Below are 15,025 nucleotides of genomic sequence, written 5' to 3' on the forward strand. Positions count from 1 at the left end.
AAATATGGCACTGCGTTACTTGGATGAACAAATCGCGGAAGCGCTGCTTGAGATCGGCGCGGTCAGCTTGCGGCCGAAACAGCCTTTTACATGGACGTCCGGGATCAAATCCCCGATCTACTGCGACAATCGGATCACCATCTCCGATCCGTCGGTACGCGATCTGATCGCGCTTGGCTTCGCGGAGAAAATCCGTGAAATGTACCCGGATGCGGAAGTGCTTGCGGGCATCGCGACGGGCGGCATTCCCCATGCGGCATTTGTAGCCCAGAAGCTGAACCTGCCGATGATCTACGTGCGCGACAAGGCGAAAGGCCACGGCAAAGAAAACGTCATCGAAGGCTCGCTGAAGCCGGGCCAAAAAGTAGTAATGATCGAGGATCTGATCTCCACCGGAGGCAGCTCGGTCAAAGCTTCGCTGGCCGTACGCGAGGCCGGCGCGGAAGTGCTCGGCGTGATCGCGATCTTCAGCTATCAGTTGGAGAAAGCCGCCGAGAACTTCGGCAAGCCCGGTTTTGCGTTCGACTCGCTGTCGAACTTTACGGCGCTCAGCAAAGTGGCGCTCCAGCTCGGTAAAATCGAGCAGGACGATATGGAGCTGCTGCAATCGTGGCGGACCAACCCGGAATCGTTCGGCGTGTAAATCGATTCAGCCCCTCCTGCTGCCAATAGCGGGAGGGGCTTTTTTGTACGCTGCACGCCTGGCGCGCCTTGCGGCCACCGGCTGAATTCGGCTGCCGCCGGAATTTCAGGAAGAACCGGAGTCGGACGCTACCGGTTTCCAAGCATCGATGCGGAACAGCTTGCGGGGTCTTCCTTTCGCGCCGGGAGCTTCCTCCCCGACGATCCGGGCCAATCCGCTGCGCTCCAGCTCGGCCAAGAGCCGGTTCGCATTGCGCTGCGTCATGTCCAGCCAGGAAGCCAAGTCGGCTGCGCTGACTGACCGTTTGCCCGTCCGGGTCTGCACGGAGACGATCCGGTTGAACATGGCGGCCGAGACGCCGGCCCGCTTCAATTGCTCGATCACATCCAGGTCGCCGGACCGGTAATGGTACGAGAGCGACTCCTGATTCGGAAACGATTCCTGGATCGCTCCCGCTTCGTCGGCGACGACGAGACCGCCTTCCGCATTCATTTCCGTGCGGGACAGCGCCAGCACCGCGTTTTGCTCCGCGCCGAATGCGGTGAGTCCGTACCCGATACCGAAGTGGACCGTACCACCGGTAAGCAGCCGGATTTTCTCGAACAGAAGGGTAGGGGGGAACGACGTATTCCGCTCGATGGCTCCCCGTGTGGAGAACATGCTGAAGGTCGTCCCTCCCGATGGGAGAAGCGCCCCGGAGATGTGCTCGGTAAATTGGAGCAGCAATTCCTGCAGCTTCAGGCTGAGCCGGTACGTTTCATAAGCGCTTGTATGTTCATTCAGCACGTTGCGCACATGCAGGAGAAGCACGGCAATCTGGGATTGCCGGAAATGGTTCGTCTCTCCGAGCTGGGAGGCCAGGCGCAAAGTCTCGCGGATGGACATGACGGTCGGAACGATCCGGTAGACGGCGACGCCGCGCTTGCGTAATTCTTCGCAGACGTGTCCGCGATGGGTAATGCATACTTCCACTTGTCCGGAACGAAAAAGCGCTTCGTGGAACTGTACAAGCTCGGCGGAGGGAACGTATCCGCTATTCGGATGAATGACCGGGACGCTGCCCTGCAACTGAAGCTCGTCCAGCGTTTCCGCGACTTCCTCTTGCGTCAGCGTATCGATGCTGAAGCGTAACGGAATGCCTGCTTCGCTTACGGCGGCGAACAATGCTTTCATAAGCGCGGAACCGCTGGAGCGGATCATCAGCATACGGGGCTCGGGTACATAAGCGCGGCCGAACTCGTATGCGATCCGTCCGGTAAATAACCAGATGTCGATATCGCTCCGATGCTCCTTCACGATATCCGCAATTTCCTCGACATCCTCATAGATGTACGGGATCAGGGTGATCCGGCCCTCCCATTCCCGGCCGACCCGCTCCACAAGAGCGATCGTATCCGAAGGCCCGACCAGGCCAATAACAATGTTCATAAGTACCTCCGCAAGGTGTGGAATGCAGCAATATCACGCTTCGCTAGTTCAAGCTTATCTTTCTATTATGGAGGGCGGAGCCTGCAAAAAGCAATCCGCCCCGGTTTTCCCGCCTAACTTTCCTGTCCAAATTTCCGTCCAAATGTCCAAAGAAACATCCGTTTTCCGCTTCCATCTTTATGTAATTATCGATTGACACAGGTGTAAAAGCAATGGTAGTCTTTATATGGAATATATATAGACAATTTCTTTAAATGAACGTATTTCCGTTTCTGTACGATGAGACGGCGGTAGTTTGAATGTAACCGTATCCTTGAACGGGGAGGATGAGATGGACAGCTTCCAAAAGGAACAATGGCACGCCGATATGATTGCCTGGCGAAGAAACCTCCACGCCCACCCCGAACCGGGCTGGCTCGAATACCGGACAGCGGTGTTCGTGGCCGCACAGCTGGCCTCGCTTGGGCTGGAGGTGACCGCCGGCCGCGACGCGTGCTCGTCGAAGGCGCGTATGGGCGTGCCTGATGCGGAGACGATTCGCGCTCACGAAGAATTAGCTTTGAAGGAAGGCGTCGATCTCGATTGGCTCGGGCGAATGAAAGGGGGCCATACGGCAGTCGTCGGCGTGCTTCGCGGCGCCAAGCCGGGGCCGGTCATCGCCCTCAGATTCGATCTGGACTGCGTCGAGGTCGGGGAGGATGAAGGCTCGGAACATCTGCCGAGAAAGCTGGGCTTTGCTTCCCGCCGGTCGGGGCTTATGCATGCATGCGGTCATGACGGGCATCTTGCGATCGGGCTTGGGGTGGCGGCGAAGCTTGCCGCAAGCGCGAACGAGCTGGCAGGGGAAGTGCGGCTGCTCTTCCAGCCTGCGGAAGAGGGCTGCCGCGGCGCGCAGTCGATGGTGGCGTCCGGCTGGCTCGACGGCGTCGATTATTTGTTCTGCGGACATATCGGCCTCAAGAGCAAAACACTCGGCGAGATCGTCGGTTCGGTCAGCGGCTTCCTGTCCACCACGAAGATTGATGCCGTATTTCGCGGCAGAGCCGCGCATGCCGGAGAGTCCCCGGAGCAGGGGAACAACGCGCTGCTCGCAGCCTGTGCCGCGGCGCTGCATCTGCACGGCATCAGCCGCCACGGAGGCGGGGCGACCCGGGTGAATGTGGGGAGGCTCGAAGGAGGTGCCGGACGCAACGTCGTCCCCGGAGAAGCGAGCCTGAAGCTCGAGCTTCGCGGTGAGACGGAGGAGCTGAACGCCTATATGGCTGGAGAGACGAGCCGCATTTTGGCTGCGGCGGCGGCGCTGTACGATGTAACCTGCGATTGGGTTACGGTCGGCCGCGGAACGAGCGCGGAAGGCGACGTTTCGCTCATCCCGCTGATCGAGAAGGAGTGCGCCGCTTTAGAGGCGGTCGGTTCTTTTATCAGTACGCTGCCGTTCGGCGCTTCGGAGGATGCGACATTTATGCTGAGGAAGGTCCAGGAGCAGGGAGGGCGCGGCGTCTATATGCTGTTCGGCAGCCCGTTGGCCGCAGGGCACCATCATCCTTCGTTCGATTTCGACGAGCGGGTGCTCGTGATCGCCGCCGAACTGCTGGTCCGTCTCGTACTCGCCTGCCCCTACTGGCCGGCGGAAGATCAATCTGGTACTTTCAATTAGGAAGGACTGAATCGGCTTGACCCGAATGACGATTGCCGCTACGGGCGACAGCTTTATTACAAGACGTCTGCCGGTCGGGGACGAGACGCTTCCCGGCTTGGCCGAGCTGCTCGGCCGGTCCGACATCCGGTTTACGAACCTGGAAGTGACGGTGCACCGGATGGAAGGGTTCCCGTCCGCACAAAGCGGCGGCACATGGGCTGCCGCCGACCCGGCCGTGCTGGACGATTTGCAGCGATACGGCTTTAATGCGCTTGCCTGGGCGAACAACCATACGCTGGATTACTCCTACGGCGGGCTGGAGGCGACGAAACGGTACTTGGACCGGTACGACTGGGTGCATGCGGGTGTCGGGCGCAATCTGGCCGAAGCGGGCGGCATCCGGTACATGGAGTTTCAAGGGGGAAGGGCGGCGCTGATCGCGGCTACCTCGACCTTTCACGAATCGTGGCGCGCCGGAGAGCAGCGCTCGGACGGAATCGGCAGACCGGGAGTCAACCCGCTCCGCTATGTGGCCACCTACCGCCTGTCGGAGGAGCAAATGAACCAATTGAAAGCGATTGCATCCGAGACCGGCATTAACGACGAACACGACATGCTGGCCAAGGAAGGCTTCGCGGTCCGCGATCCGGACATGATGCTGTTCGGCGGGCACCGTTTTACCGTCTGTGAGCAGAGGGGAGCTGCGACCAAGCCGCACCAGGCCGATCTGTCCCGAATACTTGAAGCCGTCCGGCATGCGAGGCGTCAAGCCGACTACGCGATCGTCAGCATTCACTCCCATGAGATGAAGGGCAAGCGCAAAGACGCTCCGGCCGATTTCCTCCAAGAGTTTGCCAGACGTTGTATCGACGAAGGGGCGCATGCCGTGATCGGCCATGGGCCGCATATTATACGCGGGGTGGAACTGTACAAAAACAAGCCGATTTTATACAGCTTGGGCAATTTTATTTTCCAGAACGACTCGGTCGAATGGCTGCCTTCCGATTATTATGAGAAATACGGTCTTGGTCATTCGCATCATACGGCTGATGCACTCGATGCGCGCAGCGCCGGCGATACGCGCGGATTGGGCGCCAACCCCGACGTCTGGTCGTCCGTTGTCGCGTCGCTCGTCTTCGAAGGCGGCGAATTGCTGGGTATGGACTTCCATCCGATCTCCCTCGGGTACGGAACGCCCCGATACCGCCGGGGCTGGCCGAAGCTGACCGGCGATACGGGCATCTTACGTAAGCTGCAAAGCTTGAGCCGGGAGTTCGGGACCGAACTGCATATCGAAGGAACGCAGGCGAGTTGGAGAGCCGGCCGGGTATAACGATCGATGAAACGGAGGAATTTCAAATGTTGTTATGCGGAATGAGCGAGCTGGATATTACCCCTCCTCTCGGCAGCTCTATCCCGGGATATACGGAGGAAAGAAAATCCGGGGGAATCCGGGACCCTCTTTACGCCAAAGCATGGGTCGTCGAGTCGGATGAGACGGTGCTGGCGTTTATTGCTGTCGATGCGCTGTACATTCCGGCTCGCGAGGCGAACCGGATTCGCGAAAGGCTGCTAACGTATACGGGAATCCCGGTTGAGCGAACGATGGTATCCGCGACGCATACGCATACGGGCGCGCCTGTGCGCATCGGGCTGGACGGGAGCCTCAGTGAGGAATATTTGGCTTATATGGCCGACAGGGCGGCCGATGCCGCGATTGTCGCTTATAACGGACGGAAGCCTGCCCGTATAGGCTGGGGAACGGGGCAGGTGGGCGATGTATCGTTTAATCGGCGCTATTGGATGAAAAACGGGCAATTGCGGACGAATCCGGGCCGTCTGAATCCGGATATCGACCGGCCGGCCGGGCCGATCGATCCCGAGCTGTCGGTTGTGCGCGTCGACAGTCTGGTCGGACAGCCGATGGGCATCTTGACGAGCTTCGCCTGTCATACGGATACGACCGGGGGAAGCGACTACAGCGGCGATTACCCGGCCATCCTGTCGGCAGCGGTGAAGAAGTCGCTTGGTGAGCATGCCGTCAGCGTATTTCTGCTCGGCGCGTGCGGGGATATTAATCATACCGATCCGGGCAAGCCGATGCCGGCGGAGCGAAACTTTGCGCAGATCATCGGCCAACGTCTCGCCGGGGAGGCGCTCCGGGTACGCGAGCGTATTGAGACATCCACGGACGCCGAAGCCGGCGCCGTCCGCGCCTTTATCCCGATGAAGCTCCGTGAAGCGAACCAGCGGGAAATCGAGCACGTCCGGAGCGTGCTGGGGGACAATCGGGTCGTCGGAGCGGAGCGCTTTTTCGCTGAACAAGTCTTGAAAGTGGCGGAGCTGCCCGGAGGGGAAGCGCTGCTGGAAGTTCAGGCCATCCATCTGGGCGGTCTGGCGTTCGTCGGTTTGCCGGGAGAGCTGTTCGTGGAGCTGGGACTTGCCGTCAAGATGGCTTCCCCATATGCGTCTACGATCGTGAATACGCTGTGCAACGGCTCGATTTACGGCTATGTTTGTACGGAAGCCGCCTACGAGCAAGGCGGGTACGAGCCGAGGCTGAAAGTATTCAACCGGATCGCCCCGGGGACGGGGGAGCGTCTGGCGGAGTGCGCATCCGCGCTCCTGGAGCAGTTGGCGCGAGCGGAATAGAGGTGTCAGATACGTTCATCGTGCATATCCATGAAAACCTGGCCGCTGGTCAGGTTTTTTTGCACACTTACTGCCTTGCTTCAAGGGGAGGAGCTGAATAAGGGGGGGTTGGAACCGTTATTTTGACCAAAATCCGCTTGGTTGGGGACATAAGAGCGGTTTGAAGCTGTTAATATTCGCGAAAAGGGGCAGATGCGGACGAGTGGGCGGAAATAAGGGGTACAAACAGGTTGTCCGGAATCCCTTGATTGAATAAGGATTGTAAGGTAGGGGATTCCAGACAAAACTCGCCAGAAGGTAATCTTTTCCCTTTCCACTTGGTAATCCACAATGAATCGACAGCCTCGCCAAAGACTCCTATTCTGTTACTCCGCCCGTACGTAGGTCGTTTCAGCGAGGCTAGACATGATCGGTTCACCAGAATGGAGGGTAACATGCTTCAGTTGGAGTCAGATTGTTCCCTGTAAAACCTCATCAGCGAGCGGCTGGAGGATCGAAGGTACCTATTCCCTCCAACGCGCTAACGTGCGGTTTGCACGTCAAAGGGCTGTCCGGACGTTTTTGCTTGACGGTTTTTCTTAAAAGGAAAATTGTACTTGGAAATGAAGAACCCCCAAAAACGGTGGATTATATAGCCCGGCAGGAAAGCGGAACTGGAATAAGGCAAATAAAAACCGGCCAATTGGGAGACCACCCGGCTGATCTACATACAAAGGAACTCTTGCTTGCGCGCCTCATCATATTCGCTATTTACAGATCATTCGTCTAGTGGTATTTTGTTATATATAATATATAATACATAAAAACCGACTCCATCATAAAGCGAGGGAAATCGTATGCGAACGTTGAAAAGGGCCGTTCATCTGGACTTCCACACGATGCCGAACGTGAAGGATTTCGCCGCACATTTCGATGCCGGGCAGTTTGCACGTACCTTGAAGGAAGCGCGGGTCGAGTTTATTAACGTATTCGCCAAATGCAATCTGGGCTTCGCTTATTAACGGACCGATATCGGCATTCCGTATCCGTACATGAAAGGCGATATGCTTGGCGAGATCGTGGAGGAATGCCACAAGGAAGGAATCGGCGTAGCTGCGTATTTCAACATCGGCATCGACCACGAGATGGCGAGAAAACGCCGGGACTGGTGTGTTTTGAACAAGGACGGCCAAGTGATATCGGGAGACCGTACGGGTAACTTTTTCCGCCTGATGTGTCTGAATTCCGGCTACAAGGACTACATGCTCGGTATGATCCGCGAGGTGGTGGAGCGGTATCCGGTGGACGGGGTGTTTCTCGACTGTCTGGTGACGAATCCGTGTTACGGAAACGAGTGCCAGGAAGAACTGCAGACTTGCGGTAAAGATCCGCTCGATCATCATGAGGTGGACTTGTTCACGAGGCAAAAGGTGAACGATTTCTGCTGGGAGGTCAAAAAGATTACCGGCGACGAGCTGCTCCTGCTGCCGAACGGGCTGGGCCATATCCACTGCGACGGATTGGGCTCGCATATTGAGATCGAATGTTTGCCGGGAGCATGGGGGTACGACTACTTTGCGGCCCAGGCCGCCTACTCCCGGACGCTCGGCAAGCAAGTGCTGTACATGACGGGACGGTTCCACGCCAGTTGGGGGGATTTCGGAGGGCTGAAGACGAAAGCGTCACTCGAATACGATTGCTGGGATGCGATCATGAACGGGATCACGACCTCGGTCGGCGATCATATGCATCCCCGTGATGGGCTGGATAGTTCGGTGTACCGGAGAATCGGCGAAGTGTACCGCGATATCGAAGCTTACGAGCCATGGACGGAAGGAGCGGCGGCAGCAGCCGAGATTGCCGTCGTGCTACCTCCGGGAAGCGATCTCGGAGCGAACAATCCGAGGTTTCCGAAAGGTCAGCAGGTGCTGTATGCGGCGGCCCGGATGCTGGGCGAGTTGAAGTACGGGTTCAATATCGTAGAGGAACGCGGCGACTTCTCCTCCTACTCTGTTATAATCCTGCCGGACGAGGTGACGGTAACTCCGATCTTAAAGGAGAAGCTGGAGCGGCACCTGGCTGCCGGAGGAAGCGTCATCAGCACCGGTTTTTCCGGTCTGAATCCGGAACGGACGCAGTTCGCCCTTGAGCAATGGAATATGGAGTATGTCGGCCCGGACCCGCGCAATGCGTCGTACTTCAACATGATCGAGCCTTCGGAACAGTTCGATTCGGAGTTTCCATATGCCGTATACAAGCAGGGGATACAGTTGAGAGGGAAACCCGGGACCGTTCGGCTCGCCGCCGATGTGGATGCATATTCCAACAAGATGTGGGACGGCTTTCACGGCTATTATTATACACCTCCGGCGGCAGCTTCCGGTCTGGACGCAGCCGTTCAGTCCGGCCGGATCGTGCAGATCGGGTTCCAGCTTTTCGGGGGATACGGTGAGAACGCTTATCCGGAGTATAAATATTTGCTCAGGCATTGTCTGAAGAAGCTGCTGCCCGATCCTTTGATCAAATATGAAGGCATCCCTTCGACTGCGCGGGTAACCGTCACCCGCAAAGAGCGGTTGGACATCCTGCATGTCAAAGCGACATATCCCGAGCTGCGGGGAAGATACAACGTCATCGAGGAGCATAATCGTTTGCACGACGGCATCGTATATGTAAAGGGGGCGGATGTGAAAGCTGTGTACACCGCTCCTGACCGGACACCGGTTCCATTCGATATTGTCGACGGGTATGCGAAAATCCGACTGCCTGCGGTTAACGGCTACTTGATGACTGTGATCGAACGCAGCGCGGGCGTGTAGCGAGGAATCGAACCTTGCCGCAGCCCAAGAAGGACGGTGTCCCAGAAGTGCCCGCATGACAGGGAGCGTCCTATTGCTGAACGAAAGGACCTCAAATTCCATGGTAACGTGGAGACTGAGGTCCTTTTTCTGGAGGAGAGTTGGTCCCAAGTGCGGCTCCACAAATCGCCAAACGGACTTAGGAGACAGCCCCCAGATGTGTGCGGCGCCCTACGTATGTGGGAGAGAGGGAGCGGTGCCTTTGCTCCAGCCGCTCGTTGATGGATGACATCGAAGATGTGGAATAACGCATGATGGCAAATCGGATGATCAGCCTCTTCATGGAATCACACATACATGAGGGTTTATTGGAACAATCCGACTCCGCATGAAGCACGTTACCCTCATTTTGGAGAACAGTTCCTGTTTAGCTTCGCTGAAACGAAATATGGACGAGCGGAGTAACAAAATAGGAGTCTTTGCCGAGACTGTCGATTCATTGTGTAGAAGTGTTAGCAGGCCGTTCCAAGTGAAAAGTTACCTTCTTCTGCTCAGACAGGTTGTCCGGAATCCCTTGATTGAATAAGGATTGTAAGGTAGGGGATTCCAGACAAAACTCGCCAGAAGGTAATCTTTTCCCTTTCCACTTGGTTGTCCACATTGAATCGACAGCCTCTTTGCCACCCCCTATTTTCCGCTTTTTCGAAAAACCCCAACGAATAGAGGCGGTTTGCACCCCTATTTCAACCAAGTGGGCGGGTCTGCACGCTTATCACGGATAATAGCAGTCCCAAACCGCTCTTAAGTCCCCAACCAAACGGGTTTTGGACAAAATAACGGCTCCAAATCACCCTTATCCAGTTCCTTCCCCGCTGCAAGCGAGGCGGGAAGCCGAATGGCCGCAAAGCAGGGTAGAAAGCCGAACGGCCGCGAAGCAGGGCAGAAGTGGAACGTCACATAGCAGGGCAGAAGTGGAACGTCACATAGCAGGGCAGAAAGCCGAACGCCCACTAAGCAAGGCAGAAGCGGAAAGCCCAAGATGTGTAACCTTGCGGCATTGCTGGTCCGATCGATAAGTAAGGAGCCCCATCGCTGCTTTCGTACGTTGAAGACGAACTTAACCATTCTATGCTATCAAAAAAAGAGCCTTGCCGGTCGATGGCGACCGCCAAGGCTCTTTTCTCGTTCCCCCGCCACAGGACGGCGGAATTCCGCTTATCTAAAATCCGGCGGCGTCCGGCGGGCGACACCGGTCAAGATCGCCGCTTCCACGACCGCGCGCCTGACGCGGACGACGACCTCCTCGTTGAAGATGCCGGGGATGATGTACTGCTCGTTGCGCTCGCCCTCGGATATGACGGAGGCGATGGCGCGGGCTGCGGCGAGCTTCATCGGCTCGTTGATGAACGTCGCCCGGCAATCCAGTGCGCCCCGGAACATGCCGGGGAAGACGAGCACGTTATTGATCTGGTTCGGGTAATCGCTTCGTCCGGTTGCGAACACCCGCACATGCGGCAGCGCTTCTTCGGGAGCGATCTCCGGGTTGGGATTCGCCATAGCGAAGACGATGTTGTTCGGCGCCATCCGCTGGACGTCTTCCGCGTTCAGCAACCCGGCACGCGATACGCCGATAAAGACGTCGGCGCCGGTCAGCAATTCCTTCAGGCTGCCCGGCGTATCTTCCACCTGCGGCTGCTCGGCGAGCCAGTTCCACATCGGGTTCGGGTAGCTGCCGCCGCGCACGATCGCGCCGTCACGATCGACCGGGACAAGCTGCTTCACGCCGGCGGCCAGCAGCATTTTGCAGATCGATACACCGGCGGCTCCGATGCCGTTGACGACGACCCGGATATGCTCCATCCGTTTGCCTACAACTTTCAGCGCGTTGATCAGTCCGGCGACGACGACGACGGCCGTTCCGTGCTGGTCGTCATGAAACACCGGAATGTCCAGCTCTTCTGCCAGCCGGGTCTCGATCTCGAAGCAGCGCGGCGAACTGATGTCCTCCAGATTGATTCCTCCGAAGATCGGACTGATCGCTTTGATTGTGCGGATAATTTCCTCGGTATCCGTCGTGTCGAGGCAGATCGGGAAGGCGTCTACATCGGCGAGCTGCTTGAACAGCATCGCTTTTCCTTCCATAACCGGAGCCGCCGCATAAGGACCGATGTCCCCAAGACCGAGGACGGCCGTCCCGTCGGTGATAACGGCTACCGTATTGCGCTTGATCGTGAGCGAGTACGCTTTTTGCGGATTTTCGTGAATGGAAGTACATACCCGCGCTACGCCGGGGGTGTACACCCGCGACAAATCGTCGCGGTTTTTGACCGGAAGCTTGGGCTGAACCGATATTTTTCCTCCCAGGTGGGCAAGAAAGGTGCGATCCGATACGTTCACGACTTCGACACCCTTAAGCGACTTCAATCCTTCGACGACCCGGGCTTCGGCCGTATCGGAGACGTCGATCGTAATATCCCGGACCGACCGGTCGCTGCCGGGACGAATGACGTCGATTGACGTAATGTCGCCCTTGGCCAGACTGATCGCCGAAGCGACCTCACCGAAATTGATTTCGCTATGATTCAATTCAACGCGGACAATGATACTATTGTAGGCCATTATCGGATGTTCCCTTCTCATTTAGGAGTATAATATCAGGTTCGATTAGAAGCTGGATATCGCTTGGGTAATCTCTCTGGCGCCTTTCTGCAGAAAGTTGCGGGTGATCTGGGCATCGTAATGGTTGGAAGTGCTGGAACGGAACGCGCCAAGAATAAGGACGATCTCTCCCCTCGAATTAAAGATCGGACAGCCGAGTCCGGCGATACCGTACGTATACTTCTCAAAGCTTTCCGAGATGCCTTCTTCGCGGATTTGCCGCAGGTTGTCGAGGTACACATTCAGATCGGTAATCGAATTGTCTGTATACCGGGGCAGCTTGCCGTCGACAACGACCTCCCCGATAATGCTCAAGGCGGAATGAACCGACGGTATGAAAGATCGTCGTTCGTTATTCGTGGAGGGTTGCCTGTTCACCTATTCGCATACATACTTTCGTCTAAGAGAGCAAGGTAAAGGTTCCTCCGCGGATGATCCCCAATTAGAAGGATACATCATCTATTCCGTAAACGACAACTATATTTGATAGAGATTATGAATCAAGGAGCCTTTACGTTGCAGAATTCTGCCTAAAAATACCTATGTCCAGAAAACTATTATACCATCAAACCTGGCATCGTCTTGTTCGTAAAAGTCTTCCACGTAGTACCTTGATGGGGAGGCCGTTGACAAGCAAGGTGAAGCCGTATAAATTTCAAATGGGGCCTTAGGCCCCCGGCTTGTATAGCACAGTTTCCTTCTCCGCTGTATCGTCCGGAAGGGATGTCGGAATGGGAGTACGGCATGTACGGCGTCTGTCAGCTTGGGGATTTCCTGTATATGGAAGGTGTTGCCTCCACACTCCGGAATCGGGCCGGATAGAAGACGATGTCCAATGTGATTGCGGCCGGAACGGCCTTTCAGAAGTGAAGGACGACCCGAATCCGGGAGAGATGGAGAACATACGGCGCAAATCCGGTAATCGGGGAAGTACTGACCAGGCAAGTGCGAAGCCAGGGCTGATTCAGGGAACTTGCCGCTAATTCGGGAAAGTGGGGATACGATGAAACATCACTTATATATGAACGGCCAGTGGAAAGAAGCGCCCCGGTATACGCCGCTGTACTCGCCTTATTCCGGCGAGCTTGTGGCGGAAGTAGGGCAGGCGGGGGAAGCGGAGACCGAGGAGGCGATCCGTGCAGCCGAAGCGGCCGCTCCGGTGATGGCGGCGATGCCGGCGCACGAGCGGGCGGCGATCCTTGACCGGGTCGTCGCCATTCTCGAACGGCGGCAGGAGGAGCTGATGCGCATTCTGGCGCTGGAAGCGGCCAAGCCGGTCAAGACGGGACGCGGCGAAATCATGCGGACGATCCAGACCTACAAGTTCGCCGCGATGGAAGCCAGACGCATCCATGGCGAGACCGTTCCGCTGGACGCCGCGCCGGGCGGAGAAGGGCGGATCGCTTTTACGATGCGCCGGCCGATCGGCGTCGTGGGGGCGATTACGCCGTTTAATTTCCCGTTTAACCTGGTTGCCCATAAGGTGGGCCCGGCGATTGCGGCGGGAAATACGGTGGTGCTGAAGCCTGCTGGGCAGACGCCGCTTTCTTCGCTCGTGCTCGGCGATATTTTTGCCGAAGCGGGACTTCCTGCGGGAGCGCTTAACATTATCCCGGGGCCGGGAGCGGTAGTCGGGGAGAAGCTGGTGAGGGACAGCCGGGTCAAGGCGATTACGTTTACCGGCAGTCCGGCGGTGGGCATCGCGATGCGAAACAAGGCCGGATTGAAACGGATGACGCTGGAGCTGGGCTCCAACTCCGCGCTCGTCCTCGATCGGACTTGCGACATTACGCCGGAGCTGATCCAGCGCTGCGTGCTCGGCGCTTTTTCCTTCAGCGGGCAAGTCTGCATCTCGATCCAGCGAATCCTGGTCCATGAGGAGAAGGCCGAGGCGTTTGTGCAGCAATTTAAAGCGCAAACCGAGAAGCTGGTCGTCGGCGATCCGCTGGATGAGGCGACGGACGTGTCGGCGCTGATCAGCGAGAAGGAAGTTCGCCGAATGGAGGAATGGGTCGGCAGCGCGGTCGCCCAAGGAGCGGTAGTCGTTACCGGCGGCAAAGCGGTCCATCCGCGGCTGTATCCGCCGACGATCCTGACAGGGGTGCCGACGACCGAGCCGGTATCGTGTCAGGAAGTATTCGGTCCGATCGTCACGGTCGGGTCGTTCTCGACGCTGGACGAAGCGATCCGGGAAGTGAACAATTCCCGTTACGGACTTCAGGCCGGCATCTATACGAACGATATCCATGCGGCGATGCAGGCGGCGGTCGAGATGGACGTAGGCGGGGTCATGATCAACGACTTTCCGACCTTCCGCGTCGACAACATGCCGTACGGTGGAGTCAAGGAAAGCGGCTTCGGCCGCGAGGGCATCAAATATGCGGTAGAAGAAATGACCGAGCTGAAGCTGATCTCGATCAAGCTGAAGCCGTAACAGGCAGGCTGCTGCCTCGATAACCGTCCGGGAATGAAGTGCCCCGCTAGTTAGATCGCATCTAACCGCAGGAGGTACGTTCAAGTTCCGGACGGTTTTTTTTGCCGCTTGATGCTTGTGGTGTTAGGCGCGCTGGAGAACGGCCGGCTGGAGATGAAGACGGGGGAGCGGTTTGCTTCGCAGGACGCAGCAGCGGTCCATCGCTGGGTAGAAACCAAGCGCAGCACGGACCAAGCGTTGCTCCGCATCGAAGATTAGTGCTATAATGATCAACTTAAAGGAGCAGATGCAACCCCACTACGCGTTAACAGGAGGAATCCGAATGGGATACGTCGAAGAACTTCGTTCCGCGGTCGGGCACCGGCCATTGATTCTTGTTGGAGCGGTGACTCTTGTGCTGGATGATCAAGACCGCCTCCTTCTCGAACAGCGTCGTCATCCGTACGGAAGATGGGCGCTGCCCGGCGGACTGATGGAGCTGGGAGAGTCGGCCGAGCAAACCGCGATTCGCGAAGTCCGGGAAGAGACGGGACTTACGATCGGCGATTTGCAGCTGGTGGACGTCTTCTCGGGCCCCGAGCAATTTATAACCGCTCCGAACGGAGATCAGTTCTATGCCGTCACCGTAGCGTATTTCACCCGAAATGTAAGCGGACAGCTGCAGATCGATTACGCTGAATCGCTTGATTTCCAATATTTTGAATGGGCCGATCTGCCGGACGACATCGTGAAGAGCCACAGGAAGATTATCGACCGTTATTTGTCTCAGCAGGAGCGCTGAATGGGGCACAGGT

At 57.2% G+C, this 15,025-nt stretch carries 12 protein-coding genes; 9 read left to right on the top strand and 3 right to left on the bottom strand.

The features are described from left to right. Nucleotides 1-4 precede the first annotated feature (4 nt). A complete protein-coding gene (gene pyrE, locus AC3Y2E_RS08640; RefSeq protein WP_379209167.1) occupies nt 5-643 on the top strand; it encodes an orotate phosphoribosyltransferase in 639 nt (212 codons plus the stop codon). 105 nt (nt 644-748) lie between these two features. Here pyrE and AC3Y2E_RS08645 read toward each other — a convergent pair whose 3' ends face one another. Beyond that, nucleotides 749-2,071 (bottom strand): hypothetical protein, encoded by a 1,323-nt coding sequence (locus AC3Y2E_RS08645; RefSeq protein ID WP_379209169.1) that lies wholly within the window; start codon nt 2,069-2,071, stop codon nt 749-751. A 331-nt stretch (nt 2,072-2,402) separates the two neighbouring features. Here AC3Y2E_RS08645 and AC3Y2E_RS08650 point away from each other — a divergent pair, with 331 nt between their 5' ends. From AC3Y2E_RS08650 to AC3Y2E_RS08670, 5 genes are all read left to right on the top strand, one after another. Then, entirely contained in the window at nt 2,403-3,728 is a 1,326-nt protein-coding gene (locus tag AC3Y2E_RS08650) for an amidohydrolase (protein WP_379209171.1), read from the top strand. 25 nt (nt 3,729-3,753) lie between these two features. Continuing rightward, on the top strand, nt 3,754-5,043 hold the full coding sequence (locus AC3Y2E_RS08655) for a CapA family protein (RefSeq protein WP_379209456.1): 1,290 nt from the start codon (nt 3,754-3,756) through the stop codon (nt 5,041-5,043). A 26-nt stretch (nt 5,044-5,069) separates the two neighbouring features. After that, nucleotides 5,070-6,362, top strand: coding sequence for a neutral/alkaline non-lysosomal ceramidase N-terminal domain-containing protein (locus AC3Y2E_RS08660; protein ID WP_379209173.1), 1,293 nt, complete (start codon nt 5,070-5,072; stop codon nt 6,360-6,362). Nucleotides 6,363-7,198: 836 nt separating this feature from the next. Beyond that, on the top strand, nt 7,199-7,363 hold the full coding sequence (locus tag AC3Y2E_RS08665; protein WP_379209175.1) for a hypothetical protein: 165 nt from the start codon (nt 7,199-7,201) through the stop codon (nt 7,361-7,363). Between the two features lie 15 nt (nt 7,364-7,378). Then, on the top strand, nt 7,379-9,160 hold the full coding sequence (locus AC3Y2E_RS08670; protein ID WP_379209458.1) for a family 10 glycosylhydrolase: 1,782 nt from the start codon (nt 7,379-7,381) through the stop codon (nt 9,158-9,160). A 1,194-nt stretch (nt 9,161-10,354) separates the two neighbouring features. On the opposite strand, the gene AC3Y2E_RS08675 is transcribed toward AC3Y2E_RS08670, so the two are convergent. Together AC3Y2E_RS08675 and AC3Y2E_RS08680 are read right to left on the bottom strand one after the other, a co-directional pair. Further along, the gene (locus AC3Y2E_RS08675) at nt 10,355-11,758 is read right to left on the bottom strand and encodes an NAD-dependent malic enzyme (RefSeq protein WP_332072999.1); all 1,404 of its coding nucleotides are present in this window, start codon (nt 11,756-11,758) and stop codon (nt 10,355-10,357) included. A gap of 45 nt (nt 11,759-11,803) precedes the next feature. Continuing rightward, nucleotides 11,804-12,112 carry an IclR family transcriptional regulator domain-containing protein gene (locus AC3Y2E_RS08680; RefSeq protein WP_379209178.1) on the bottom strand — a complete coding sequence of 103 codons (309 nt, stop codon included), beginning with the start codon at nt 12,110-12,112 and terminating at the stop codon, nt 11,804-11,806. A gap of 688 nt (nt 12,113-12,800) precedes the next feature. Here AC3Y2E_RS08680 and AC3Y2E_RS08685 point away from each other — a divergent pair. The 3 genes from AC3Y2E_RS08685 to AC3Y2E_RS08695 all read left to right on the top strand — a co-directional run bounded on the left by AC3Y2E_RS08685 (nt 12,801) and on the right by AC3Y2E_RS08695 (nt 15,012). Then, nucleotides 12,801-14,231, top strand: coding sequence for an aldehyde dehydrogenase family protein (locus AC3Y2E_RS08685; protein WP_379209180.1), 1,431 nt, complete (start codon nt 12,801-12,803; stop codon nt 14,229-14,231). A 108-nt stretch (nt 14,232-14,339) separates the two neighbouring features. Beyond that, entirely contained in the window at nt 14,340-14,489 is a 150-nt protein-coding gene (locus tag AC3Y2E_RS08690; protein WP_379209182.1) for a hypothetical protein, read from the top strand. A gap of 64 nt (nt 14,490-14,553) precedes the next feature. After that, nucleotides 14,554-15,012, top strand: a complete 459-nt coding sequence (locus AC3Y2E_RS08695) for an NUDIX hydrolase (protein WP_379209184.1) — start codon at nt 14,554-14,556, stop codon at nt 15,010-15,012. The last annotated feature ends 13 nt before the right edge of the window (nt 15,013-15,025 follow it).

This window comes from Paenibacillus sp. MAH-35, from assembly GCF_058135425.1.

Coding starts and splice junctions, on each gene's coding strand:
- pyrE (WP_379209167.1), top strand. CDS start 5: ATGGCACTGCGTTACTTGGATGAACAAATCGCGGAAGCGCTGCTTGAG.
- AC3Y2E_RS08645 (WP_379209169.1), bottom strand. CDS start 2,071: ATGAACATTGTTATTGGCCTGGTCGGGCCTTCGGATACGATCGCTCTT.
- AC3Y2E_RS08650 (WP_379209171.1), top strand. CDS start 2,403: ATGGACAGCTTCCAAAAGGAACAATGGCACGCCGATATGATTGCCTGG.
- AC3Y2E_RS08655 (WP_379209456.1), top strand. CDS start 3,754: ATGACGATTGCCGCTACGGGCGACAGCTTTATTACAAGACGTCTGCCG.
- AC3Y2E_RS08660 (WP_379209173.1), top strand. CDS start 5,070: ATGTTGTTATGCGGAATGAGCGAGCTGGATATTACCCCTCCTCTCGGC.
- AC3Y2E_RS08665 (WP_379209175.1), top strand. CDS start 7,199: ATGCGAACGTTGAAAAGGGCCGTTCATCTGGACTTCCACACGATGCCG.
- AC3Y2E_RS08675 (WP_332072999.1), bottom strand. CDS start 11,758: ATGGCCTACAATAGTATCATTGTCCGCGTTGAATTGAATCATAGCGAA.
- AC3Y2E_RS08685 (WP_379209180.1), top strand. CDS start 12,801: ATGAAACATCACTTATATATGAACGGCCAGTGGAAAGAAGCGCCCCGG.
- AC3Y2E_RS08695 (WP_379209184.1), top strand. CDS start 14,554: ATGGGATACGTCGAAGAACTTCGTTCCGCGGTCGGGCACCGGCCATTG.